Source organism: Sulfuritalea hydrogenivorans sk43H (assembly GCF_000828635.1).
GTDB classification, from domain to species: Bacteria; Pseudomonadota; Gammaproteobacteria; order Burkholderiales; family Rhodocyclaceae; genus Sulfuritalea; species Sulfuritalea hydrogenivorans.
The window spans coordinates 1,966,155-1,988,593 of sequence record NZ_AP012547.1; the positions used below are offsets into that span (position 1 = coordinate 1,966,155).

The window sequence follows — 22,439 nt, forward strand, 5'->3', positions numbered from 1 at the left end:
CGAATACAAAAACATCACGATCACCAGAAGACACCTGATGGAGACGTCAGGTCGCGTCTCCATTTTGTATCACCATCAAACAATACGACCGGAAACTACGCGCCAGATTCAGCCCCACCCCAGAATTCAATTCCCCGCTACGCGGAAGGATTGATCACTCGGACTAGACATTCACGAACAGATCCCGTCACCAGTACCGCGGGAACGCAGATCATCAGATTCATTGGCAGACCGAAGCTCTCTACCTTGTTCCCCTGCCGGTCCAATACATCACTTCCGTACCTGGTAGTTGGACCATCGATCCGTTCCAGACGATCAACATTGGTCTCTTCAATTTCGACGTAGCCAAAGAGACGTTTTCCTCTGGCATGGGCATATCCAAGCTCGAACGCGGTCCCGGAATCGGGCTCCGCCCCTCTGAATGGATTCAGATTTGCCACTACGACATCGGCACGGTCGATCAGCGTCAGATTGTCACGAAAGATCGCAGCAGGATCTGTCCCGGTCACTTCGTCTCCCGGGAAAAGTGGCTCCAATCCAAGTTCCACACAAACAGCCACCACCATTGTCTTGAACGCACCATACGACCGACTGAAGACATCCGGTCCTGCGAAATACACCTTCACCCTGCTCTCCCTACGAAAAATACAACCCTGATTTGACCGGGCTACAAATGTTGCCTACACTGCCAGGCTACAAATGTAGCCCAACTGGCATCATGAACGACTTCAATGACGATCAGCAACATCTAGCCAAGCTTCAAGACTACTACGCCCGCCATCGTAGCCTGCCTTCTTACGCACGATTGTCTGCGCTACTTGGGTTCTCGGCTCGATCGTCGGTAGGCAAGGTACTCAAGCGCCTGCAGGGGCAGCAGTTCATCGAGCGCACCCCTGACGACGTTTGGGTACCTGCTCGTCGGTTTTTCGAGCGCACGATATCTGATCAGCCAGTGCAAGCGGGCATTCCGACCACCGCAATAGACATCACCGGTGGATCGCTCGTTATCGACGAGCACCTGGTCCGACATCCATCGTTGACCACGTTGATCCCGGTCAAAGGTGATTCCATGATCGACGCACATATCTGCGACGGTGATCTCGTCGTCGTGGAAAAACGTCCTACTGCGAATTCCGGCGATATTGTCGTTGCTGTCGTCGATGGCGATTTCACGGTGAAGTACCTTGCCACCGAACGCGGCCGCTACATCCTGAAGCCCGCCAACGCTAATTTCACGATCATTCGTCCAAAGGGAGAATTACAGATTTTCGGCATCGTCGTCGGGGTCGCCCGCAGTTTCCGGAGCTGATGATGCTTACGGTTTCAGTTCTCGGCGCATGCCCACTTCACCTACCTCCCAACGCGATCCCGATAGGCGCATGCGAGGCCGGCTTTCCCTCACCCGCCCAAGATTACGTCGAGGGGCAGCTCGATCTCAATGAAAAGCTGATCCAGCACAAGGAGGCGACCTTCTTTGTTCGTGTCCAGGGTCACTCCATGACTGGTGCCGGTATTCGCGATGGCGACCTACTGGTCGTCGACCGCGCAATGCGTCCCGACCTCGGAAAGATTGTCGTCGCTGAGATCGAAGGCGGACTGGCTGTCAAAACCCTGGCCCGGGTAAATGGTGAGCCCTACCTCGTCTCGGAAAACCCCGCCTTCCGCCCGATCCCAATTGATCCGGACGCCGGTGTCACGATATGGGGCGTCGTCACCTACTGCATTCACAAAGTCGCAAACTGACTCAGGCGCGGAAACACGATGGAATCCAAACCGGTCGCACTGGTCGACGTCAATAATTTCTACGCTTCGTGCGAACGGGTTTTTAACCCCAGCCTGGCGGGACGCCCCGTTGTCGTGCTGTCGAACAACGATGGCTGCGTTGTTGCTCGTTCTGCGGAAGCCAAGGCGCTGGGCATCCCCATGGGGATACCGCTATTCAAGATCGAGAAGGAGGTCAGGCAACATCGGATCGCCGTGTTCTCGAGCAACTACGAGCTGTACGCCGACATGTCGAACCGGGTTATGACCATCCTCACGGAGTTCGCGCCAGGTATCGAAATTTACTCGATCGATGAATGTTTTCTCGATCTCCGCGGATTGGAGCACATCAACCGAATAGCCTACGGACAAGAAATTCGTTCCCGCATCCGTACCTGGACAGGACTGACTGTCTGCGTGGGTATCGGCCCCAGCAAAACCTTGGCCAAATTTGCGAACCACTGCGCCAAGAAGCGGCCGGAATTCGGTGGCGTTTGCGACGTCCTGACAATGGCGACCGATACACTGGACCGCATTCAAGGAGAAATTGACGTCGGCGAGGTCTGGGGCATCGGGCCTCGTATTTCGAAGCGATTGCGGGAAATGGGGATTACGACCGTCAAGGCATTGAGGGACGCCGACCCCAATCGAATCCGGAAAGAATTCTCGGTCGTGGCGGAACGGACGGTATTGGAGTTACGCGGCACATCCTGCCTCGATCTGGAACAAGTAGCACCAGCCAAGCAGCAGATCATGTCCAGCCGATCATTCGGTCAGCCGGTCCATACGCTCGAAGAACTGGAGCAGGCGGTCGTAACCTATACCTCGCGCGCTGCTGAAAAACTTCGCCAGCAGCGATCATCTGCAGGTGCTCTGGGGGTGTTCATCCAGACCAACCCGTTCAAGCTCAATGATCCCCAGTATCACCCCAGTACCACTGTAGGACTTCCCTACTCATCCGACGATAGCCGAGCACTCGTCCAAGCAGCGCTGCATGGATTGCGACGAATTTTTGAACCGGGATTTGCGTACAAGAAGGCCGGCATTGTCCTCACTGAGATCGAGGCACGTTCGGATGCGCCTCAGGATCTATTTGCGCCACCTGCCGAAAACCAGCAGCGGTCACGGGCACTCATGGATGTCTTGGATGAGATCAACCTACGTCACGGCCGGGGGAGCATTCGTCTCGCCGGCGAAGGTAGGCCGGGCGATGGGTGGCGAATGAAGCGGGAGCGCAAGTCGCCTTGCTATACGACGCGATGGGACGAGATTCCTTGTGCTCGAAGTTAATCGTATCGCTCACTAGGAGACGATATGTGCCGTGAAGTCCGATATACAGATCAGGTCAGACTATTCTCAAGAATCTGGGCGATTTCCTCGGAAACACGCTGGTTCATTTCCTCCGGCAGCCCCAGCCGCTCATAGAGGGTATTTTGATGATTGAACAACACCTGCATGGTGCCAGACAGTTGCTGGAGATCCTCGAAGCGCCAGCCTACCACCCCGTCATTCACGCACTCGACGTGGCCGGTGCATAACAACCGGAACACATGGGCGACGGTATCCCCTTCCTTTTCGCAAACATGAAACCAGTAGGGGAAGGCACGGCTCAGTCGACCGAACCATTGCCGCAGTTCCGGAATCTCGGCGGTTTCCCGCGGGTCGTCATCCCAACCAGAAAAGAAGAACGTGGCGCACCCTTCCCACTTGTCCGCCGCCTCCTTGTCATCGACCAGGACTTGCAGCCTAGCCAGCGCCGTATCGAGGTAATTCGCCTCAATGTCCGTTCGAGAAAACTCGATCACCACCAGTTCCTGCTTGGCCGGTGAAAGTCGGGCTTTCGGGTATCGAATATCCATGCTTTTCATGCCATCCAGTCAATGGGAATGCGCTGAACGCTGATGCCGCCGAAATTCCCAAGGGGCTTGTGGCGACATATCGGCCCAGAGACCATCGCGACGTGTTCTTGCACCCTGTTCAGTCTCCACCAGCTTCTCCGCACGTCCTGGCGCCAATTCCCTTGCATAGGGTAGGTTGTGCCAAGCCATACCAGCCGCAATCATGGTACGACAGAGGTCCAAATCTGCAAGTTCACCAATCAGACGGCCATAGCGATCATGCTTGTAGGCTTCGACCGTTACCTGATGACCATGGATGAGATCTGCCAGGGCATCCTTCGCTCGCCGGTAGAAGGGCTGGCCTTTTTCCGGGGTATCCATGCAGGACACACGAATCCGGTAGGTTTCATGCTGGCTGTCCAGAACATCGAAGGTATCGCCGTCGACAACATGGATGACCTTGCCCTGCACGACAACCTGCTCGCTCCAGGCCGTTATCGGCATCAGAAGCATGACGAACAGGATGCTCACGACGGAGAAACGACGTTGTCTGACATTCATATTGATGGTGTTCATCCGTAGATTCTAAATACCGGTATCGATCACCAGGTCAGCCTGACTCAATCGATTACTTCGACTTGAACCCATTTCATCATCGCTCCCTGCGCCGTTTCCGTAGTTTGGGCAACCAGCAGAATCGGACCATGCGGCGTCAGTTCGATGGGATCATGAGCACGAATCCCATCGGCCCATCCTCCATGCAAGCCCATCTTCCTTTCCAGCTCAGCCTTCTCGATCAGCGCGCACACCTGATCAAGCGATATCTCCGTCAGGGTAATGTCGCTCGTCAGGCTGGACAGCATCCCCAAGTCGAACCGATCCGTCAATACGTATCGAGGCGCCATGTTCATGCTTCATCCTCCTCTGACTCCTCGCCAGCGTCCAACTGCACCAGATAGCGCTCAAGACGGCCCAGGCTCACCAGGATCGAAGAGCAGTATCGCGCCTGACGGCGCAAGGTCGCCGCCTCTGATTCCACATCGACGACCATTTCTCGGCTCCACTCAGGGGAATACTTGAAGAGATCCTCCAAGTCGTAGACATACGTACTGCCTGCCTTCCCTTTGGTTCGCTTACGGATGTAGGTATGTTGTGTGTCTCGTTTGCCATCTCCATCGCGTTTCCAGACGCGGCGATACCATTCGAGCATCAGGGAGTTCCCTTCCAGACGCACCCGGAATTTGAGCGTGTTCTGATCTTTCCATTTGTCCCGCCGCGAATTCTCTTTGACGGTATAGTCCTCGAATCGTATGGCGCTTTCATAGGCCTGCTTTCTGAGGGTTTCCAGATGTCCCTCAAAGATTGCCCGCACTTCCATCAACCGGTTTTGCATGTGCGTCCCCCTTATTAATCTCTGGAAGTAACCACCCTACAACCCACAGGAACGGTTCCATCCGTTATGTGGGTTTGCAGATCAGAAATCGGCTCATGGTCGTTTCTGACAGGCAGTACCTGCGATTGTTTATTCGCAAAACTCATCCCCTTCTCCTCATGTTGAAACAGCATCGAGATATTTGAGGGGGCGCTGAAGGTGGTCCCACAGGTAGATTTACCCCCCTACATTCCACGTTGTTAAGGGACGATGTTTTGTTCCCGAAGCAACGCCGCGATCGTAGGGGGCCATCGAGGGTTTGCATTTTTGAAATGCGCCCTTTTTGGTCACATTTCAAAATCCGTGATCAGGAATGTCGCCATAGCATCAGATGCTCTGGCGGCATACTGGAGTGGCACTTCCGTGGCACGGAATCCCAAAGTAACACTCAAGTTGCTCTGCAGAACGCTTGCCAGGTCGCACAGCCCAATTTCGGGCGTGAAGATCACTGAAGTGCTACTGGAGAAGATTTCAAATGAATGTGCTCGGAATTGATATTGGCTATTCCAACCTCAAACTCGCCTTTGGCAAGCGCGGTACTGAACCAAAAGTTCTGTTAAAGCCTGCCGGTGCAGCTCCGGTAGATCGCCTTGGTGAAAAGATCGCCGACAAAGGCAAGGATGACTTCCTACGCGTGGTCGTAAATGGAACGCCCTTTGCCGCCGGACTTTCGCCGGATCGCGCAGAGCTATGGAGTCGAGAGCTGCACGAGGACTACCCTTCTACCGAGTCTTACCGCGCCCTCTTCCATGCCGGCCTGCTGTTGGCCGAACTTGAGCAGGTTGATCTTCTCGTCACGGGGCTCCCAGTCAATCAGTATCTGAATCAGGAATTGCGGACTCGTCTGCAAACCCAGATGACAGGGGAGCATCAGGTGACACCACGACGGAAAATTACCGTACAAGCGGTCAAAGTCGTCCCGCAGCCGGTGGGTGGATTTGTCGATCACGTCTGGAATCTCAAAGACGCCTCGGAATTCGAGGAGTCCCGTGTTCTTGTGGTGGATCCCGGCTTTTTCTCCGTCGATTGGGTGTTGATTAGCAATGGCGAACTTCGCCGGCAATCCTGCGGCACCAGTTTGGAAGCTTCATCTGTCATCCTAGACGAAGCGGCAAAGCAACTGGCCAACGACTTCGGTGGAAATGTCGGACGTGAGCGCCTGGAAAACGCCATCCGGCTGAATCAAACCGAGGTCCGGCTATTCGGAGAAAAGATCGACATCGCTCCGTATCTCAATGCAGCGTCCACCAAGGTGGGACCAATCGTCGCCACTCGGTTGCGGGAATCCTTGCGGAAGGAGAACGCCGGTGCCGACATCGTGCTCCTCGTCGGGGGAGGTGCTGGGTTCTTCGAGGAGTCCGTGAAGGAGGCCTTTCCCCATCTCAAGGTCACTACGCCGGAATCCCCCGTATTCGCCAATGCTCGCGGCTTCTGGCGGATGGGAAGCTGAGATGGGCTATTTGAAAATCGTCGTGAAGATCCCGGACACGATCTATCCAGAGCTGGTTACCGATCTGCAAAGAGTTCAGCTACGGGACCGGGCTGAGCGTCTTCGGCTGCTAGCCATGCTTGGACTTCGAAATATGCATTTTCCGTTTGATCGATGCCAAATGCATCCAGAATCAACACCAACCAACCGCTCAGAATCAGAGTCAAACGGAGCGACGAACAAGCTGATAAGAAGGCTTAGCGAAAGTCTGTAACTGATGGGATCGATACGATCCCCAACCCATTTCAACTCAGTAGCGCACAGAATGGACACGACCGCATATGGAAGGCTGCCGGGCTATAAATGAAGCTCGTCTGGCAGCGTCCGCACCGGCGCCATTCGACGATCTTTGCTCGCACATCCCGAACCGCAAAGTAGGCCGCATTTATGTCCAGCTCGCGATGTGCTATGCGCTCATGCATTGTCATCGCGCGTAGCAACATTCCCGGTTCGACTTGGTTTTCTGCGCCGGGAGCCAGTCGGTTGTAAATCGCCACGAAACCGGCCAATTCCGCAGCCGAGAAGCTGTCGGAGATAAACGCCCGGACCGACTCGCGCAATCGCCCATTGGGCGGGCTATTGGGATGAATTCTGTTCCACTGTCGCCTCAACGGCTTGATGTGGATTCCGGTCAGATGATTGACCAGCGGTAGCCTGAGCTTCAGTCGAACCAGCTCATGAGCTACCCGATGATTTTCGAGGTCCTCAGGGGAAAGTAGCGCCGCCACGGGAATTTCCTGCTATCGCTGCCTCAGCGTAGGTACTTCGCGCTTCGCGTGGCATATCCAGTAACCGTGAGAAGGCCGGATCGCTGAACCTCAAGGTGTAGAGCGATACCCCAACGGATTCAGCCAGTTCCTCGATCTCATCCATGTCGAGCGTGGCAATCTTTTTGACCACCGACTTGGGCAAGCCAGTCATCAACTCTGCCGCCTCCATGTCCTGAGCCATCTGACGGGTCAGCAATAGCAGCTGACGGTTGATTTTGAGGATGTCTCGCTGCTCCATCATAAATATTCCTTTAAGTGGTCACGTGTGCGCATTTTATATTACAATTATCAACAAAGGAACCACAAAGGAGAATAATTTATGACGTTCGATACCGAAGCCGTTTTGCAGGCACATAACCCAGTCGCCGAGATTCTTGAGGCACTGATGGACAAGCACAGCCTGAATCAGACTGACCTCGCGCATCGTTCCGGAGTCTCCCAGCCTGCAATCAACCGCATCCTCAAGGAGCGCAGCAAGGCCAAGAAACCTCGCCGCGAAACTTTGGAGAAAATTGGCGGAGTGCTGGGCGTCACGCCCGAGCAGCTCATGGGCCAGGAGCCCATTTCGGTCAAGTTGTTCGACAAGGGAGCAGTTCCACTGGGCCGATGGGAAACGCTGACACATACACCTCATCTGGCGGATGCTCCGCTCGGTTGCGCCCTAGTCTGCCCTGTGCCTCACAGCGAAATGAGCTTCGCCCTGCCTGTCATTGGCGAAGCCATGGTGGCTGAAGACGGCTACCGTGAAGGCGAGGTAATTTTTGTGGACTCAACCGTCGAGCCTACCCACGGTCGGGATGTAGTGGCCGTCAGCCCAAAAGCTGCATATTTGCGACGCCTCATTACAACCCCTGAGGGACAATTCCTCAAGGCATTGAATCCCCACTGGCCTAACCCGATTCTGCCCCTGACAAACGACATCATCGTAATGGGGACCGTCGTATTTTCGGGGCGAGTTCGTACTTAAACATCTCAACTCGCATATATTGTTTGTAATACTGAATTACATAGCACCTTGCAGAGATGTAATACTCGATGCGCCAAGCACGGAGAATCATCCCATCACGATTGCTGCAATGCCCGCTTCAGTGACGGCGAAATCTGCCAAACCTGCGACTGCCCGCCAATATATTTCGACACCTTGATGTGGTTGTTACTCTCCATAAGGCTCAGTACAAAATCCACGAAGCCGACCGGTCTCTGAATGCGAGACGCCAATTCTTCGTTCTGGCAGACATTCTCGTTGACGAGCAGCGCAGCAACGCGGGCAACCACGTCGGCGTAATCAGGAACGTATGCCTCCGCGAATTGCTGAAAGCCGAAATCCGTGAGCACAACGTGTGAGAGGGGCGCTCCAAGCACATAGGAGATTTTGATCAAATATTTCTGCGCGAGAATTTCGAGAGAATCAAGCAACTCTGGCTGAGGAACTTCTTCCAGTGTTTGCTCAGCGCAGATCTGATCAAACGTCACGAGCCCATTATTCTGTTCAATTTGCAGTCGAGCTATCTCACGCAAAACCAAATCGTCGACGCGTGTCAATCCGGAAATCAGCGGCTCCGTACCCGAAAATCGCGCAGGCGGCTTGCCAATGGGGGGCTTGTCGTTGGCATCAAAGATTGCAGACAAGATGCGCTGCAAACTCTGGCTGTAGTCGTCGAGGCAATCCACCTTCTGCCATACGGTGGATCGGAGACTTTCTGGTACCTCACATCTGTCGATGACGACCGGGATCAGTTTTGTCCCTCGACTGATCCGATTTACAACAGAAGCGTTCAACTCCTCTCGTACCCATGGCTTTTGAACGCTGGTAGTCGAGAGAACAATGATCACTGCGTGGGCATCTTTCAAGCCTTCCTCGAAAATCTTGTCCACCAAGCTATCGCCTGGCTTCATTTCCCATTGGTCGAGCCATACGTCGACGCCACTCTCACGCAGTTGTCTTGCGAAACCCACTACGAAGCGGTCTTTGTCTTCGCTGGCATGGCTAAGAAATACTTTTGGTGCGGTCATTGGGGAAATCCGAGATCAAAAACGGGCTGAAATGCTCACTGACCGATTCTGCTTTTCAGGCTCTGGTGGAAATTATCGGCGGAGGTCACGGTTCGGGCTGCAGTGCTCTCGCTGAAAGCAACAACCTTGTCACGCTGATAGAGATCGATGAATTGATCCAGATGTGCCTTGGTCTTCAAAACAGGCCACTTCTTCAGGTAATCCGGCAAATTCGTCGCCTCAAGCGTGTAAGTGCTGATCCTCCTGTCCTGATCAGTCGCTACTCCGATTTCAAAGGGCACCCACCAGGAGGAAATCGTGTTGGCAGAGGTGACGGCCATCAGATGGGTACATTGACGGACTCGCGTCACAATCACAGAGGTAATGTCATCGGTTGACTGCAATTGCGGATCAAGGACATCAACATACGACTGAACACCACGCGCACGCAGGTAACTGGATATCTCAAGTGCTGCTGGCTTATCAACGCTTTTGTGTGAAATGAATACGGGCACTTATGGTCCTTTATTTGTTGATCGTCTGAACGGCTGATTCCTGCCGTCAAGCCAACTTAGTTACGTCGACCAGCTTGTACATGCTCACCAGCTCATCTTGAATGGCACGCATGATCGCTCGCACGTCGCTCCACTGAGAAATCATGTCGTTTAGTTTCGGATATGCCTTTTGTCGCTCGAAAGGGGGAAGCGTCTTGTCGCTAGTGTTCTCCCACCAGAAGCGATAATCGGCTTGCCACGTCTCAAGAAATGGCCGAAGCACATCACGCATTGCACGATGAATCAACGCACCAAGGTGGTTTTCGATGCCAGCACCAGTGCGAACGCCGAGGAGTTTTCTCGGCTTCACATAGGTTGAGCAGACAGGAAACTGGCGCATAATTTTTCTTGCCTCGCCGAAAAACGTGTGCAATGAAGTAAGGCTTTCGGCATAGACCTCCCCTGAGAAATCCGTGCAGTCGCGATCTTTGGATTTTCCGGTAACAGCGATTCTTGTCGCCAGTTCGGTATACAGTTCCCATGCACACTGTCGGTCACTTTCCTCAAAGTCGGCTCCCAGCTTGAGAAACCCAATATCTATCGAAAAGTTGCCCTTCTTCATTACGGCCATATCTATCTCCTATCCGTTTCGTTGACGAAGCGGCCGTGAGTTGTCGATCTGCCACTGCGGCTTCGCAATGGCGGCGTTGATCAATTGGGTTAATCCTTGCGCCGTAAGTCCATTCCAGTGCGACCAGACTGCGTACCCGCTCTTGTGGTTATCAAGAAAGCGGTCGGGTACAACAATCTCCCCGCCCGAATTTTTTGCATGGGAGGGCAGTACGATACCAATGAGCCCGTGACATTTTTCTAGGGTCGCCTTGATTTCCCAGTCGAGATACTTGCGCTCATGACTCTGTGCGCCGATCAGAACAATAGTGCACGAGGTGCCGTTGATGTGCCGCTCTCGAATTTGACGCATCACATACTCGGTGTTGTCACTCTGGATAAGGCGCTCCAAAGAGTTATCTCGAATTGCTTCATACTGGTCGTGGAAAAAACGTGAAAACTCGTCGTAATAAACTTGATCGTTCCCGTGGTGATAACTGACGAACACCTTCCGCCGTGTTGGTTTCATCAGCGCAGCCAACAGGCCGTTCATATTCTGCTCGACGTAAAAACCACCCATGTCATTTCCCGAAGGCAACCAATCCAGCGAAGATCAATCCAAGAATGAGCAGTCCTTTCTGCTTCTCGGCCTTGATGGCCTCCGCGACACGCCCAACGGCAACCATTGCCTCTTCCTGCCCACTACCAGCCAGATTCACAGCCTGGTATTGCTTCATCCATCCCGGTAGCGAATCAGGCGGCTGATCCCAGATGATCGGCACCAGTTTTTTGTTGCCCGCGACAGCCGCCCCCATTTCTTGCAGCACCCACGGCGACGCACAAGCAGCGCGGCTCGCGAGGCAAAGAACCCAAGTGGATCCGCGCAGGTTGTCCATGATGTGAGGCATCCAACGCTCGCCCGGCGGCATCGAAACCGAGGCCAAATACACACTCAGCCCCTCCTGCGTGAGGTGACGGTGAAGAAATTCTGCAAGGGGCAAGTCCGTTGCCGCGTGAGATATGAACACATCAGCCATTGACGCCTCCGCTACCAGGTTTCGGCATGCTCCACGTTGACGACAATGCCTCGGCTTGCTGCAGTACCGTTTGCACGGCCGCGTCCTGCAGATCAGGCGGGTAGCCATACTTGCGCAGAATGCGTTTCACCAGAACCCGCATCCGCGCGCGGGCAGAATCACGATGCGCCCAATCCACCGATACGTTCTCGCGCAGACTGACCAACAACTCGTGTGCGATGAGTTTCAGTTTGTCGTCACCCATCATTTGAATCGCACTCTCGTTCTCGGCCAGCGCGTCGTAGAAAGCTATCTCATCCTCGGACAAGCCTTGCTCTTCACCCCGCTGGCGAGCTGCCCGAATATCCTTGGCGAGATCAATCAACTCCTGCAAGACCTCAGCGGTGGTGATCGCATTGGCGTGATACCGCGCGACCGCATCTTCCAAGCGCTCTGAGAAAGCCTTGGTCTGCACGACGTTGGCTTTGCTGCGGGATCGGATGCCGTCGTTGATCAATTTCCGCAACGCTTCGAGCGCGAGGTTCTTGCGCTCCATCTGCTGAACTTCGGCCAAGAACTCGTCTGACAAGATCGAGATGTCCGGGCTCTTAATCCCGGCGGCAGCGAGGATGTCGACAATCTCGGTGGAAACTACAGCACGACTCACGATCTGCTGGATTGCCATTTCGCGCTCTTGCTGAGTTACGCCCGACCCGGTACTGCTCTTCACCAGCGCCGCGCGAATCGCCTGGAAGAAGCCCACTTCCTCTCGGATTTCGCGGGCCTCGTCGGATGCCGATGCAAGGGAGAACGCTTTGGACAGCGCCAGTACGGCATCCTGATAGCGGCGATGTGCGTCCTTCTTTCCTTCCTTTGTTTTCTCTTTCGCCGCCACCTTTTGCTGCATGTCGAGAATCCACTCGATTGCACCAGCCATCATTGCCAAGCGTTCTTGAGGTGTTCCGCCCATCGCTGAGGCGTAGTCGAAGCCGTGGTACATGTCCCGCACGACTTCGTACTTTTCCATCAGCACGGCGATGGCCTGTGACTCGTCGACGCCGGTGTTCTCCTGGTCGTTCTTCGAATACTGCTGAAGCGCAGATTTCAGGTTCTGGGCGATACCGATGTAGTCGACGATCAATCCAGCAGGCTTGTCGCGGAACACACGATTCACTCGCGCAATCGCCTGCATCAAGCCGTGCCCCTGCATCGGCTTGTCCACGTACATCGTGTGCATGCAGGGCGCATCGAATCCGGTAAGCCACATATCTCGCACGATCACCAACTTGAGCGGGTCTTTGGCATCGCGTGCGCGCTTGGCCAGCAAATCGCGGCGGGCTTTATTGCCGATGTGCTGTTGCCAGTCTTCGGGGTCGCTGGCAGCGCCCGTCATCACAATCTTGACCGCCCCCGCGTTGTCATCGGCACTGTGCCAGTTCGGACGGAGCTTCACGATTTCGTCATACAGCTTCACGCAGATGCGACGGCTCATGCACACCACCATCGCCTTTCCGTCCAGCGCGGCAACGCGATCCTCGAAGTGGGTGACCATGTCCTGCGCCACCAGCGCGAGGCGCTTATCGCTGCCCACCAAGGCTTCCACCGTCGACCATTTTCGTTTGAAGCGTTCCTGTTCAACCTCTGGATCGTCCTCTGTGAGTTCGTTGACCTCGGCATCGATCTTCGGTTTTTCGTCCTCATCAAGCTCAATGCGAGCGAGCCGCGACTCGTAGTAGATCGGCACTGTCGCGCCGTCCTCGACTGCGCGGCTGATGTCGTAAACGTCGATGTAATTGCCGAACACCGCCGGGGTATTCACATCGTCGGCCTCAATTGGCGTGCCGGTAAAACCAATGAACGACGCGTTGGGCAGCGCGTCGCGCAAGTACTTGGCGAACCCGTAGGAAATTTCACCCGTTTTGGCATCCACCTTGGCACGAAAGCCATATTGACTGCGGTGCGCTTCATCAGCGATTACGACCACATTGCGACGCTCAGTCAGCGCCTGACTTGTCTCGCCAAATTTTTGCAAGGTTGTAAAAATTACGCCACCAGATGCACGCGCCAAAAGCTTCTGTAAGTCTTCGCGGCTGTCAGCCTGTACCGGTGTTTGCCGAATCAGGTCGCGGCACATCGAGAAGGTGGTGAAAAGCTGGTCGTCGAGGTCATTGCGGTCGGTTAGCACTACGAGCGTTGGATTGGCCATCGCTGGATGCTTGACCAGTTGCCCGGCATAGAACGCCATCAGCAGGCTTTTTCCTGAGCCTTGGGTGTGCCAGATCACGCCGACACGCTGGTTGCCGCCTGGGGCGGACGCCGTTACGGTACTGTTAACAGCGTGCTGAACCGCGTGAAATTGGTGATAGCCCGCGATGATCTTGGCCAAGCCCGATCCCGTCTCACCGAAGACCGTAAAGTGACACAACATGTCGAGCAAGCGGCGCTGCTCGAAAACGCCTTCAATTAATGTCGAGAGTTCGGGCGCACCTTTCGGTGCAACGTCTTTGCCGTCGGTCGTGCGCCAAGGCATGAACCGCTCCAGATCAGCGGACAGCGAGCCGACCCGGGCAGTGATCCCATCCGAGGTAACTAGCAGTGCGTTGGTATTGAATAGCGCCGGGATCTGTTTCTTGTAGGTCTGCAGCTGGTTGAAAGCCCCGACTAGTGTTGCGTTGCCGCTGCCCGGAGCCTTCAGTTCGATCACACCCAGCGGCAGGCCATTAACGAACACCACCACGTCTGGGCGGCGGTTGTATTGCCCGGCGATCACCACGAACTGGCTAACCACCAACCAATCGTTCTGCTCTGGCCGCTCGAAGTTGATGAGAGAGACCTTGCCGGCTGTCAGTGTGCCGTCATCGGCGTAGTACTCGACGTCGACGCCCTCGGTCATCAGCTTGTGGATACGGCGGTTTTCTTCGAGGAGCGATGGCAACTCAGACTGCATCACCTTGCGGATTGCATCCTGACGCGCCTCCAGAGGCAGGCCCAAATTGAGCCGCGCGACGGCATTCTCGAATCGCTTCTTCAGCACAACCTCGTCGTGGCTCTCTCGCTCCGAACGATGGCCATCGGGTCCGATGTCCTCCTCACGCTCAATGCTGTAGTCAAGTGCACGCAGCTGATCCAATAGCGCTTGCTCTACGGCGGCCTCCGACAAAAACGCCATTATTGTTCTCCCTGTTCTCCGACTTGCTCCGCGACTGGCGCCGGTGCCCCGCGCGAAGCGTTCAACGCCTCGACATAGGCGTCCCGATCCAGTTGGTAGAGCAACCGACTCGCTTCTACACGCAAGGGCAAGATGTCACCAAAAGGCAGAGTCACGTCCACCGTGAGAAAGCCTTCCTCATCGATCTCCGCCTGCAATGAAACGTGCGCGTCAATCAGCCCGTGCAGGTGGTCGAAACGCTCATAGGGTTCTCGCGTGCGCACCAAATCCAGTTCAGCCTCCAAATACGCTTGGTGCAGGAAGGTGACGATGGCGTCGGCCGATAACACCGCCGCGCGGTGGTGATGAGCCGATAGCCGCTGCAGAAACCCTTCCCGCCCGTGGCTCGCCGTACCCGCGTCATTGCGCAGCTCGCCCAGAGAATCGGTGAGCTTTCTGTGCTGCGACACCAGCTTCTGGAAGCCATTGTGCCTGATGTCCCCAAGCTTCAACGCGCGAACAGCCGCACTCATCCACGCACCGAAGGTCGGCAGTGCCTCAGCAGGACGCACAGGGTTTGACGGCGAGTCCAACTCCTGCAAGATGATCTGGCAAACCACCTCGACGATGGCCTTTGCCGAATCGATGCAGGCGTCGTTGTTTTCGACCAGCGCTCTTTCGAGTTCCTCAAAGGTCTGTTGCAGCATTGGCGCGTCCCGCCAATACGAACACGCTTCTCGGATGCCAGGGCACCAGTCCAAAGTCATGCTGTGTCTCCTATCACGTGCTCGGCACCCCCGACACGAGCCTCGCCGGATAACAGCTTGGGAAGAAGCAAGTCGCGCAGCGATGCAAGCGCCGCCGCCTCATGTTTATTTGCCTCAATTGCCCTGATTAAGGGAGCAACAACACTCGAGAACGCAGTCACTACTTCTGGTTCAGGACGAACTATTGGTGATGCAAACACAGCCTCGGGTCGTACAGCAGGATATGCGCCACCATCAGCAAGGTGAGATAAGCGCTCAATATTTTCTAGTGACGTTGCCGCGAAATAGAGGAGCTCGCGGTAGTCGTCATCTTTGGGCCGAAGGACCGCGAACCCTGTACTCCCGGTCAGACCGTCAGCACTGACGTAGCTGTACGAGCCATTGCCTGGCCTAACTGTACCCACGATGGTGTCGCCAGGTCGAAGAATGCGCTGTGCTCGGCTGGGTGCATCTGCCCATGCGAATCGCGTCGTTAATTCGATAACACCCCATTTCGTGTTGGACAGATCAACATAGTCGATTTCTGTCGGAGAATTCTTCTTTGACCACGATTCAGGATTCAAGTCTGCGATGTCGTCGAGACTGCCGTTACTCCAGCCCGCCGGCTTTCCCTCAGCATCAAGTACTTCTGGGAATAACGCGGCAATTTCTGGAGCCAACCCAGGCGGCAGGCGTCCTTCCATCTTGGCCCGTACCGGACCGAAGTCAATGAACCAGTCCTTAAACAGGGAGCGCCCCATTGTCTCTAGTTTCTCGTTCATCTTCCGGTTGAGCTCGATCTTTCTATCGAGAGCAAAAAGAACGGCAACAATTGCGTCTTGCTGCTTCCGGTCAGGAACGCAAATATGGAACGCCTTCAATTCTGGGTAGTAAATCGTTTGATGCGTCGTGCCCGTTGCGTACATGTGGAGGGTATCCCGCTCGGCCAGAAGGACGTACTTCAGAAAATGGGGATTGAGATCTTCACCACATACCCAATTCGCAAAATCCTGGCTCGTTGCCATCGGCCTACCCATTACTACGACGTAGCCGACTGATGCCGTGCGTGACAAACAAACCGTACCCTCCGGAAGAATCCGGGCAGACGAGTTGTTGATTCCAAGTTGGTTTGTATGTTGCTCGGTATCCGCCAGAACACGCCCGTGATTACCAGTGGCATCACGAATGCCAATCCACGGCACGTCGCCACCCCAGTATTCTGGACGAGTACGACTTGGGGTGTGTCCGCTTTCCAGCCGCGCCAGAAATGAAACAGGCGTCCAACTCCAACCTGGAGGAGTTGGTAAGTCTGGTTTTCCGACCGACAGTGCGAAACGGCCCGGAATTACTGCCGTGGTCGCATCCCTTCCACCGGTCGTAGTCATTCGCGCCATCAGACCACGCTCACCAATTTGAGGTTGTTGCGAATTTCGGCAGATAACATTTCTGCCTCCCGGAAACACATTTCAACTTCCTGTTGAAGCTCCCCAAACTTTTCAGTGAAGTCCCTGCCGTCGCCCTCGACTTCTTCAGCGCCGACATAACGACCCGGCGTGAGGACGTGCCCTTGCTTCCTGATTTCCTCCGCCGTAGCCGTCCGGCAAAATCCTGCGATATCGCGGTAGTCACCCGTATTTCCCTCTCCACGCCATGCGTGATAGGTGTCGGCGATACGTTGAATGTCTGCATCTGATAGCTCGCGTCGTGTGCGATCAACGAGCATTCCCAGTTTTCGCGCGTCAATGAACAGTACCTCACCACGGCGATCACGCCAACCGTTTCCCGGATTCTTATTGCGAGCCAGGAACCACAAGCATGCGGGAATCTGAGTCGAGTAGAAGAGCTGTCCGGGCAGGGCAACCATGCAATCCACGATCCCCTTTTCGACCATTTCACGGCGAATATCACCCTCGCCAGATTGAGTAGAGGACATTGACCCGTTGGCCAGCACTACGCCTGCGGTGCCATTCGGCGCAAGGTGATAAACAATGTGCTGCAACCACGCATAGTTGGCATTGCCAACCGGGGGGACGCCGAATTTCCAGCGAACATCCTCCCGCAGCCGGTCTCCACCCCAATCGGAGATGTTGAACGGCGGATTGGCGAGGATGAAGTCGGCCTTGAGATCGCGCAGCTCGTCCTTGTGGAAGCTGCCCTCGTTGTTCCAGCGAATGTCGGAGTCGATGCCACGTACCGCGAGGTTCATCTTGGCTAGCCGCCACGTCACGTAATTAGATTCCTGCCCGTAGATGGCGATGTCACCAATGCGGCCGCCGTGCTCCTGCACGAATTTCTCGGACTGCACGAACATCCCGCCCGAGCCGCAGCACGGGTCATAGATGCGGCCCTGGTAAGGTTCCAGCATTTCTACGAGGACACGCACAACAGAACGCGGCGTATAGAACTCGCCGCCCCGCTTGCCTTCGGCACCTGCGAACTGGCCGAGGAAGTATTCGTAGACGCGGCCGAGGATGTCGCGAGAAGCGTGTCCTTCTTCACTGAGAGCAATCCCGGAAATCAGGTCGATCAGCTCACCGAGCATTACCTTGTTGAGCGCAGGCCGGGCATAGTCCTTGGACAGCACGCCTTTGAGAGACTCGTTGTCCTTCTCGATTGCGCGCATCGCATCGTCGATAAGCGTACCGATGGTGGGGAGCTTGGCGTTGGCCTGAAGGTGCGACCAGCGAGCGTCCTTCGGTACCCAGAAGACGTTGTCGGCGAGGTATTCGTCTTTATCCTCCGCGGCCTGCGGGTCTTCGGACAGCAGGGTCTTGTGCTTCGCCTCGAAGGCATCGGAGATGTACTTAAGGAAGATGAGCCCGAGCGCGACGTGCTTGTAGTCGGACGGCTCCATATTTCCGCGCAGCTTGTCCGCCGCCTTGAACATCTCTGCCTCGAAGCCGAGATTGCCGCCGTTCTTGTTCGTGTCGTTCTGTGCCATCGTGTTCTGTCCTATTTCCGTATTGTTTTGGCTGCTGGCGCTTGGTACCCCGGTGCGAGCTTTGCGTTCTCTACCCCGTACAAGGCCAGCGGATCGCTGAGCCAGAGGCGGTACTGTTCTTCTTTCAGGCTGTGGTCAGGTGATGCATCGACGCTCCAGCGCAGCAGCATGTAGCCAGCGACTGCCGCGCGGACACGCATCCGTATCGGGCCATCCTTCATCCCGTAGTCCATCCTGATGATTTCAGGACGACTCAGACGCGGATGGGGCACGAAATCCAGTTCAACGATGCGCGTCCACTGGATATCGTTTTCCGGGCGCTCGTTCGCCTTAGGCTCCTCATCGAGCAACGTCGGCGCTTCAATGCGCGTCACGACGAAGTCGCGGAACTCGCCGCTCTTACGATCAAAGGCCCGAACGTGCCAGCGCAGCCCAGTGTCGACCAAGGCGAAGGGCACGATCACACGCTCGGACTCGCCGCTGCTCATCGAGTGGTAGCGGATGGTCACCGGACGCTTGGCGTAGATGGCCCGGCAGATCGGGGCCAACACATCCATCCGGGGACTGCTCAGAGCTGTAGGCGATTCGCAGGGTAGCAGTGACTGAGAATCGACGTTCACGCCATCGCCAAACCCCAAGGCAATCGCTGACAGCACGCGCTGTGGTGCGTGATCAAACAACGGTACGAAGTCCTTGCCGATGCGATAAACCTTGCTGCTGCCGTCGAACTCGATATTTTGCGACGCAATCTCCCGGTACAGAGCGAGGTCTCGTGTTGCACCCGCCGGTGCCACGCCAAAACGACCGCTCAGATCGGGCCGTCCGATCTCTCCGAAGAAATAGAGCCGAAAATCGATGTAGGCCAGCCGCTCGCGCTGTGCGTGGCTTAGGCCATCAACACGTTGGGGGTGCATTGTCAAACGTTCCTCATCCACGACAGTCGGCGGGAGAACCATAATTGGTTTTATGTTTGGTCATTTATATCAAGCTGATGTAATCAATATGATGATATTATGCGCTGCAAATTTGACCAATGCAAGACGTAATTGCGACCGCCTTGGGACTACCTGCCTGAATGAATTTCAGCAGGTAAGCCCGATGCATGTCCGCAACAAGCTGACCCCGTAAATTTCTACTCACACGGTTAACGAAATACCCCGCCGATTCTGCTGGCGGGGTTTGTTCAGATCAGGCCCTTTTCGGCAAAGGACAGGATCGAAGTGTCGGTCACGATAAAGTGATCCAGCACCTTGATATCGACAAGCGCTAAGGCCTGTCGCAACTGACTTGTCAGCATTTCATCGGCGCGTGACGGTTCGACACTACCACTGGGGTGGTTGTGCGCAAACAGCACGGCCGATGCATTGAGCTTCAAGCCCGTTCGAACGATTTCTCGCGGATAGACCGAAGTTTGCGTCGTCGTTCCACGGAACATCTCCATGCTGGCGATCAGCCGATTCTGCGCGTCCAACCAGATTGCAACGAAACTCTCGTACTCCTGACCACCTAGAAACAACCGCAAGTAGCTCTTGACCGCCTCGGGCGATGACAGATGCTCTCCAGGTTCTTTCAAGGTTTCCTCAAGGGCGCGTCGCAGCAACTCCCTGGCCGCTAGAAAGCGATCCGAAACTGCATATGGCATAGCTTCCTCGGCCACACCCAATTCAGGTACCTGGTAGCGCCGCCGCAAGCCGAATAGCTCGGCCAGCGAGTAATCAGGATTGAACATGGCGGACAATCCAGTGAAGCATTCGAGTAGCTCGACGTTGGTTAAGTGTTTCATCTTGGTGCCTCCAAAAATATTGCGGGCACCCTCCTCCCCTACCGGGACGAAGAGTCGCCCCGCGGGGTGGATATGAATGGGTAAGATCTACTGAACTACGTCCATCTGAATGGCAGGCTTTCCGGCTTCGAGGATCTTCTGGCTTGCGCTGAAAATCCGCTGCGCCGACTTCTCAGGCAATTCATCGCCATCGAGCCAGGACTGGATGTAGCCTCGCGACTCATCGCGTCCGGGCAGTTCGAGGATGGAACACAGCAGGAAGGCCACGCCCTCCGCCTCGACCTCCTGAATACTTCTCGGGATCGTCGCGGCGTCATGGCAATCGCCTTCTTCGGTATGGCCAAGCACCACATGCGCCATTTCGTGAAACCGGGTCTTGTGCGGATACTCGGCAATCGGACTCACGGAAATTCGCCGTTTGACCGCATAGCCCTGCACATTCCCGTCCATGAGTTCGAATGGCTCCTGTGAGATACCGAGTTCCATCAAGGCAGCTTCGGCATTCCACTGGGGCGACTCGATGGCTTCGACGTAGTCCTCGCCTTCGGTCTGATCCAGGCTGAACCAGCGTGGTGCCAGCCTGAATAGCGTCAGCAACCGACTGCTTTCTTCCATCGATCCGTCGTCGGACTCCGATTCACGGCGCTTGACCGTGATCGGCATCCAGAGCGACAACGCCTTCTGGCCCTTGGTGACGGAGCGTCCCAGTTCCTTCCATCGGAGGAAACTGGCGATCGGCGCCATGGGGAGCTCGCGCTCTTGCAACTGAATGGCTGCCAGAATCTGGTTGCCGATGCTGAAGCGATGGAACCGGCCATAAGCGGCACTGACGATTCCGGGCTCCGAGAGCGCCTGCGTGAGCAGGGGTGCAAACTTGTCATGCATGATGCCTCCAAAGAAAAATGGGGAGGCACCGTCCCCGTTGGGGAGCAATGCGTTCCCCGTGGGATGAAATTTCCGGTCGAAGCCGGATGACTGATGGAAAGTCCGATGGACTTCCGGTTCTGCTACTTCCTTCTTGCAGACCACACCGACAGGGCAAACTCTTTGGCCTCGACTGCATGCGGCCCAAGGAATTCGCTGGGCTTGCCTTCGATCTTGATGAAGAGTCGCCTTCCGACCACGGCAATGTGCTGACGCGCACCGCAATCGGAGTCGAAGCGCGTGCGCAGGAATTGCCGATAATCGCCTTGCCATCCTGCCGGCGGAGCAAATGCGCCCTGCCCGCCCGGCATGGTGTCGATCAGACTGAAATCGATAACGCCGTACATGAGCGTTCTCCTAGGCGGCTTGATGCAGCGCTTGCTCCACGCTGACCAAGGCAGGAAATCCCGCTTTGCCCTCAAGAACGAACACGTCCAGCCAGTCGATTCCCTTCTTGCCTTCGGGGATATCTATGGCCGGTGCAATGGCGCCGGCACGGATACCCAGGGACCACAGCCGTTTGACCAGCTCACGCGCCGCTTCCTGCCCGTGTCCAGACGGATGTTGGCGTGAGGGCCGGTCCTTGTCGGCAAAGACCAGAATCTGGTCAATGCCGGCCGGTGGCTGGAACGTCGCCAGCAGATGCGCGTTACCAGTGGCCCAGGCGGGAATGCCCGTGGCCTCGGTGACGGCAAGTGCCGTCTCGATCCCTTCGGTGACTGCCAGGCGATGATTCGCCGGCACCAGTCGAATAGCGCCCCCGGTCATTTGACGCGCCAAGGGATGGCGCATCAGCTTCTTGGGGGAATCGACCGGCGCCTTGCGGCCCTCGGGGGTGAGATAGGTTCGGTGGATGGTGACTGCATCGCCACCTTGCCCCGTCACTTGCGCAATCAGGGTCGGGTAATCAGCAAGTCGCCGGTTGTCCTCGTAGTATCCGAGTGCTGCATGAAACCGCAGCGTCTCAGGCACCTTGACCGACAGACCGCGACGAGCCAAATATAACCGTGCCGGCTCGGCGCTCGGATGGGACAAGGCCACAGACTCCCGCCAGGTGCGATTCAGCTGCTCCCGACGCATCTCATCCTCGGATTTATCCGCCGCCGAATTGGCACTGCGCGACCGGCTGCCGACCTGTTCCGCCACTTCGCGGATCGTCCGGCCAAAATCCCAGCCATTGATCCACATCAGCAGCGCAAACCCGTTGGCAAAACTGCCGCAGGTATTGCAAATGCCTCCCCCCGTATCGGCGACATCCCGAAACAGGCGAAAGCCATCCCGACCGCCGTGAACCGGACAAGGCACATGCTTGCCTGTCCGTTCCAGCGCGGCTTTTAGCGGTGGCGCGAGAGCAAGCAGAACCCGCTCCCAGCGACCTCGCGCATCTTCCTTTACTTGCTGCGTCTCGTACTCGTGCTTCATTGTCGATGCCTCCATGTAACAACTCCGTGTGGAAATCTCCGCGCGGCATGGAGCGATCCCGTCCGGGAATGGCT

The 22,439-nt window shown here is 55.9% G+C and carries 26 protein-coding genes; 5 read left to right on the top strand and 21 right to left on the bottom strand.

Going from position 1 to position 22,439, the window contains the following annotated elements; all coding sequences use genetic code 11:
• Window positions 1-137: 137 nt before the first annotated feature.
• On the bottom strand, window positions 138-626 hold the full coding sequence (locus SUTH_RS09530) for a nucleoside 2-deoxyribosyltransferase (protein WP_041098838.1): 489 nt from the start codon (window positions 624-626) through the stop codon (window positions 138-140).
• 92 nt (window positions 627-718) lie between these two features.
• Here SUTH_RS09530 and SUTH_RS09535 point away from each other — a divergent pair, with 92 nt between their 5' ends.
• Genes SUTH_RS09535 through SUTH_RS09545 form a run of 3 tightly spaced genes read left to right on the top strand, consistent with a single transcriptional unit; the run spans window position 719 to window position 3,051 of the window.
• Window positions 719-1,309: a LexA family protein gene (locus tag SUTH_RS09535; RefSeq protein ID WP_041098840.1), complete on the top strand. Its 591-nt coding sequence runs from the start codon at window positions 719-721 to the stop codon at window positions 1,307-1,309.
• 2 nt (window positions 1,310-1,311) lie between these two features.
• Entirely contained in the window at window positions 1,312-1,743 is a 432-nt protein-coding gene (locus SUTH_RS09540) for a LexA family protein (RefSeq protein WP_052473840.1), read from the top strand.
• A gap of 18 nt (window positions 1,744-1,761) precedes the next feature.
• Window positions 1,762-3,051 (top strand): Y-family DNA polymerase, encoded by a 1,290-nt coding sequence (locus SUTH_RS09545; RefSeq protein ID WP_041098844.1) that lies wholly within the window; start codon window positions 1,762-1,764, stop codon window positions 3,049-3,051.
• Window positions 3,052-3,101: 50 nt separating this feature from the next.
• Here SUTH_RS09545 and SUTH_RS09550 read toward each other — a convergent pair whose 3' ends face one another.
• From SUTH_RS09550 to mobI, 4 genes are read right to left on the bottom strand one after another with little or no spacing between them, the layout of a single operon-like run.
• Window positions 3,102-3,629, bottom strand: coding sequence for a hypothetical protein (locus SUTH_RS09550; protein WP_041098846.1), 528 nt, complete (start codon window positions 3,627-3,629; stop codon window positions 3,102-3,104).
• A 9-nt stretch (window positions 3,630-3,638) separates the two neighbouring features.
• Window positions 3,639-4,175, bottom strand: coding sequence for a thermonuclease family protein (locus SUTH_RS09555; protein WP_052473495.1), 537 nt, complete (start codon window positions 4,173-4,175; stop codon window positions 3,639-3,641).
• 44 nt (window positions 4,176-4,219) lie between these two features.
• Window positions 4,220-4,510 carry a hypothetical protein gene (locus tag SUTH_RS09560; protein WP_148312903.1) on the bottom strand — a complete coding sequence of 97 codons (291 nt, stop codon included), beginning with the start codon at window positions 4,508-4,510 and terminating at the stop codon, window positions 4,220-4,222.
• On the bottom strand, window positions 4,507-4,992 hold the full coding sequence (mobI, locus tag SUTH_RS09565; RefSeq protein WP_041098850.1) for a conjugative transfer protein MobI(A/C): 486 nt from the start codon (window positions 4,990-4,992) through the stop codon (window positions 4,507-4,509). The genes SUTH_RS09560 and mobI overlap by 4 nt, the downstream gene beginning before the upstream one ends.
• Before the next feature lie 514 nt (window positions 4,993-5,506).
• Between mobI and SUTH_RS09570 the strand changes: the two genes are divergently transcribed.
• Window positions 5,507-6,481, top strand: a complete 975-nt coding sequence (locus SUTH_RS09570) for a ParM/StbA family protein (protein ID WP_041098852.1) — start codon at window positions 5,507-5,509, stop codon at window positions 6,479-6,481.
• Window positions 6,482-6,765: 284 nt separating this feature from the next.
• On the opposite strand, the gene SUTH_RS19080 is transcribed toward SUTH_RS09570, so the two are convergent.
• The gene (locus tag SUTH_RS19080) at window positions 6,766-7,248 is read right to left on the bottom strand and encodes a FlhC family transcriptional regulator (protein ID WP_171817348.1); all 483 of its coding nucleotides are present in this window, start codon (window positions 7,246-7,248) and stop codon (window positions 6,766-6,768) included.
• Window positions 7,226-7,531, bottom strand: a complete 306-nt coding sequence (locus tag SUTH_RS09580) for a flagellar transcriptional regulator FlhD (RefSeq protein ID WP_041098856.1) — start codon at window positions 7,529-7,531, stop codon at window positions 7,226-7,228. Before SUTH_RS09580 ends, SUTH_RS19080 begins: the two co-directional genes overlap by 23 nt.
• A gap of 78 nt (window positions 7,532-7,609) precedes the next feature.
• On the opposite strand from SUTH_RS09580, the gene SUTH_RS18445 reads away from it, so the two are divergent.
• The gene (locus tag SUTH_RS18445; protein ID WP_052473496.1) at window positions 7,610-8,257 is read left to right on the top strand and encodes a LexA family protein; all 648 of its coding nucleotides are present in this window, start codon (window positions 7,610-7,612) and stop codon (window positions 8,255-8,257) included.
• Window positions 8,258-8,352: 95 nt separating this feature from the next.
• Here the strand turns inward: SUTH_RS18445 and SUTH_RS09590 are convergent, their stop codons facing one another.
• From SUTH_RS09590 to SUTH_RS09655, 14 genes are all read right to left on the bottom strand, one after another.
• A complete protein-coding gene (locus SUTH_RS09590) occupies window positions 8,353-9,303 on the bottom strand; it encodes a toll/interleukin-1 receptor domain-containing protein (RefSeq protein ID WP_041098858.1) in 951 nt (316 codons plus the stop codon).
• 35 nt (window positions 9,304-9,338) lie between these two features.
• The gene (locus SUTH_RS18830; protein WP_041098860.1) at window positions 9,339-9,797 is read right to left on the bottom strand and encodes a toll/interleukin-1 receptor domain-containing protein; all 459 of its coding nucleotides are present in this window, start codon (window positions 9,795-9,797) and stop codon (window positions 9,339-9,341) included.
• A 46-nt stretch (window positions 9,798-9,843) separates the two neighbouring features.
• Window positions 9,844-10,407 (bottom strand): hypothetical protein, encoded by a 564-nt coding sequence (locus tag SUTH_RS09600; RefSeq protein ID WP_041098861.1) that lies wholly within the window; start codon window positions 10,405-10,407, stop codon window positions 9,844-9,846.
• A 9-nt stretch (window positions 10,408-10,416) separates the two neighbouring features.
• Window positions 10,417-10,965, bottom strand: a complete 549-nt coding sequence (locus tag SUTH_RS09605; protein WP_041098863.1) for a TIR domain-containing protein — start codon at window positions 10,963-10,965, stop codon at window positions 10,417-10,419.
• 1 nt (window position 10,966) lies between these two features.
• Complete coding sequence (locus SUTH_RS09610; RefSeq protein WP_041098865.1) at window positions 10,967-11,422, bottom strand: toll/interleukin-1 receptor domain-containing protein; 456 nt, start codon at window positions 11,420-11,422, stop codon at window positions 10,967-10,969.
• The gene (locus tag SUTH_RS09615; RefSeq protein WP_041098867.1) at window positions 11,415-14,570 is read right to left on the bottom strand and encodes a type I restriction endonuclease subunit R; all 3,156 of its coding nucleotides are present in this window, start codon (window positions 14,568-14,570) and stop codon (window positions 11,415-11,417) included. The genes SUTH_RS09610 and SUTH_RS09615 overlap by 8 nt, the downstream gene beginning before the upstream one ends.
• Complete coding sequence (locus SUTH_RS09620; protein ID WP_231850987.1) at window positions 14,570-15,256, bottom strand: abortive infection family protein; 687 nt, start codon at window positions 15,254-15,256, stop codon at window positions 14,570-14,572. The genes SUTH_RS09615 and SUTH_RS09620 overlap by 1 nt, the downstream gene beginning before the upstream one ends.
• A gap of 56 nt (window positions 15,257-15,312) precedes the next feature.
• A complete protein-coding gene (locus SUTH_RS09625) occupies window positions 15,313-16,680 on the bottom strand; it encodes a restriction endonuclease subunit S (RefSeq protein WP_084207557.1) in 1,368 nt (455 codons plus the stop codon).
• A gap of 8 nt (window positions 16,681-16,688) precedes the next feature.
• Window positions 16,689-18,236 (bottom strand): class I SAM-dependent DNA methyltransferase, encoded by a 1,548-nt coding sequence (locus SUTH_RS09630; RefSeq protein WP_041098871.1) that lies wholly within the window; start codon window positions 18,234-18,236, stop codon window positions 16,689-16,691.
• 11 nt (window positions 18,237-18,247) lie between these two features.
• Complete coding sequence (locus tag SUTH_RS09635; RefSeq protein ID WP_041102119.1) at window positions 18,248-19,150, bottom strand: helix-turn-helix transcriptional regulator; 903 nt, start codon at window positions 19,148-19,150, stop codon at window positions 18,248-18,250.
• 269 nt (window positions 19,151-19,419) lie between these two features.
• On the bottom strand, window positions 19,420-20,019 hold the full coding sequence (radC, locus tag SUTH_RS09640; protein ID WP_052473499.1) for a RadC family protein: 600 nt from the start codon (window positions 20,017-20,019) through the stop codon (window positions 19,420-19,422).
• An 87-nt stretch (window positions 20,020-20,106) separates the two neighbouring features.
• Window positions 20,107-20,904 (bottom strand): ArdC-like ssDNA-binding domain-containing protein, encoded by a 798-nt coding sequence (locus SUTH_RS09645; protein ID WP_041098873.1) that lies wholly within the window; start codon window positions 20,902-20,904, stop codon window positions 20,107-20,109.
• A gap of 122 nt (window positions 20,905-21,026) precedes the next feature.
• A complete protein-coding gene (locus SUTH_RS09650) occupies window positions 21,027-21,290 on the bottom strand; it encodes a hypothetical protein (RefSeq protein ID WP_041098875.1) in 264 nt (87 codons plus the stop codon).
• Window positions 21,291-21,300: 10 nt separating this feature from the next.
• Window positions 21,301-22,365, bottom strand: coding sequence for a DUF7146 domain-containing protein (locus SUTH_RS09655; protein ID WP_052473500.1), 1,065 nt, complete (start codon window positions 22,363-22,365; stop codon window positions 21,301-21,303).
• Between the last annotated feature and the right edge of the window lie 74 nt (window positions 22,366-22,439).

Bases quoted from the DNA above. Each gene is read 5' to 3' on its own strand.
- SUTH_RS09535 (WP_041098840.1), top strand. From the start codon at position 719: ATGAACGACTTCAATGACGATCAGCAACATCTAGCCAAGCTTCAAGAC.
- SUTH_RS09540 (WP_052473840.1), top strand. From the start codon at position 1,312: ATGCTTACGGTTTCAGTTCTCGGCGCATGCCCACTTCACCTACCTCCC.
- SUTH_RS09545 (WP_041098844.1), top strand. From the start codon at position 1,762: ATGGAATCCAAACCGGTCGCACTGGTCGACGTCAATAATTTCTACGCT.
- SUTH_RS09550 (WP_041098846.1), bottom strand. From the start codon at position 3,629: ATGAAAAGCATGGATATTCGATACCCGAAAGCCCGACTTTCACCGGCC.
- SUTH_RS09555 (WP_052473495.1), bottom strand. From the start codon at position 4,175: ATGAACACCATCAATATGAATGTCAGACAACGTCGTTTCTCCGTCGTG.
- SUTH_RS09560 (WP_148312903.1), bottom strand. From the start codon at position 4,510: ATGAACATGGCGCCTCGATACGTATTGACGGATCGGTTCGACTTGGGG.
- mobI (WP_041098850.1), bottom strand. From the start codon at position 4,992: ATGCAAAACCGGTTGATGGAAGTGCGGGCAATCTTTGAGGGACATCTG.
- SUTH_RS09570 (WP_041098852.1), top strand. From the start codon at position 5,507: ATGAATGTGCTCGGAATTGATATTGGCTATTCCAACCTCAAACTCGCC.
- SUTH_RS09580 (WP_041098856.1), bottom strand. From the start codon at position 7,531: ATGATGGAGCAGCGAGACATCCTCAAAATCAACCGTCAGCTGCTATTG.
- SUTH_RS18445 (WP_052473496.1), top strand. From the start codon at position 7,610: ATGACGTTCGATACCGAAGCCGTTTTGCAGGCACATAACCCAGTCGCC.
- SUTH_RS09590 (WP_041098858.1), bottom strand. From the start codon at position 9,303: ATGACCGCACCAAAAGTATTTCTTAGCCATGCCAGCGAAGACAAAGAC.
- SUTH_RS09600 (WP_041098861.1), bottom strand. From the start codon at position 10,407: ATGGCCGTAATGAAGAAGGGCAACTTTTCGATAGATATTGGGTTTCTC.
- SUTH_RS09605 (WP_041098863.1), bottom strand. From the start codon at position 10,965: ATGGGTGGTTTTTACGTCGAGCAGAATATGAACGGCCTGTTGGCTGCG.
- SUTH_RS09610 (WP_041098865.1), bottom strand. From the start codon at position 11,422: ATGGCTGATGTGTTCATATCTCACGCGGCAACGGACTTGCCCCTTGCA.
- SUTH_RS09615 (WP_041098867.1), bottom strand. From the start codon at position 14,570: ATGGCGTTTTTGTCGGAGGCCGCCGTAGAGCAAGCGCTATTGGATCAG.
- SUTH_RS09620 (WP_231850987.1), bottom strand. From the start codon at position 15,256: ATGCTGCAACAGACCTTTGAGGAACTCGAAAGAGCGCTGGTCGAAAAC.
- SUTH_RS09625 (WP_084207557.1), bottom strand. From the start codon at position 16,680: ATGACTACGACCGGTGGAAGGGATGCGACCACGGCAGTAATTCCGGGC.
- SUTH_RS09630 (WP_041098871.1), bottom strand. From the start codon at position 18,236: ATGGCACAGAACGACACGAACAAGAACGGCGGCAATCTCGGCTTCGAG.
- SUTH_RS09635 (WP_041102119.1), bottom strand. From the start codon at position 19,150: ATGCACCCCCAACGTGTTGATGGCCTAAGCCACGCACAGCGCGAGCGG.
- radC (WP_052473499.1), bottom strand. From the start codon at position 20,019: ATGAAACACTTAACCAACGTCGAGCTACTCGAATGCTTCACTGGATTG.
- SUTH_RS09645 (WP_041098873.1), bottom strand. From the start codon at position 20,904: ATGCATGACAAGTTTGCACCCCTGCTCACGCAGGCGCTCTCGGAGCCC.
- SUTH_RS09650 (WP_041098875.1), bottom strand. From the start codon at position 21,290: ATGTACGGCGTTATCGATTTCAGTCTGATCGACACCATGCCGGGCGGG.
- SUTH_RS09655 (WP_052473500.1), bottom strand. From the start codon at position 22,365: ATGAAGCACGAGTACGAGACGCAGCAAGTAAAGGAAGATGCGCGAGGT.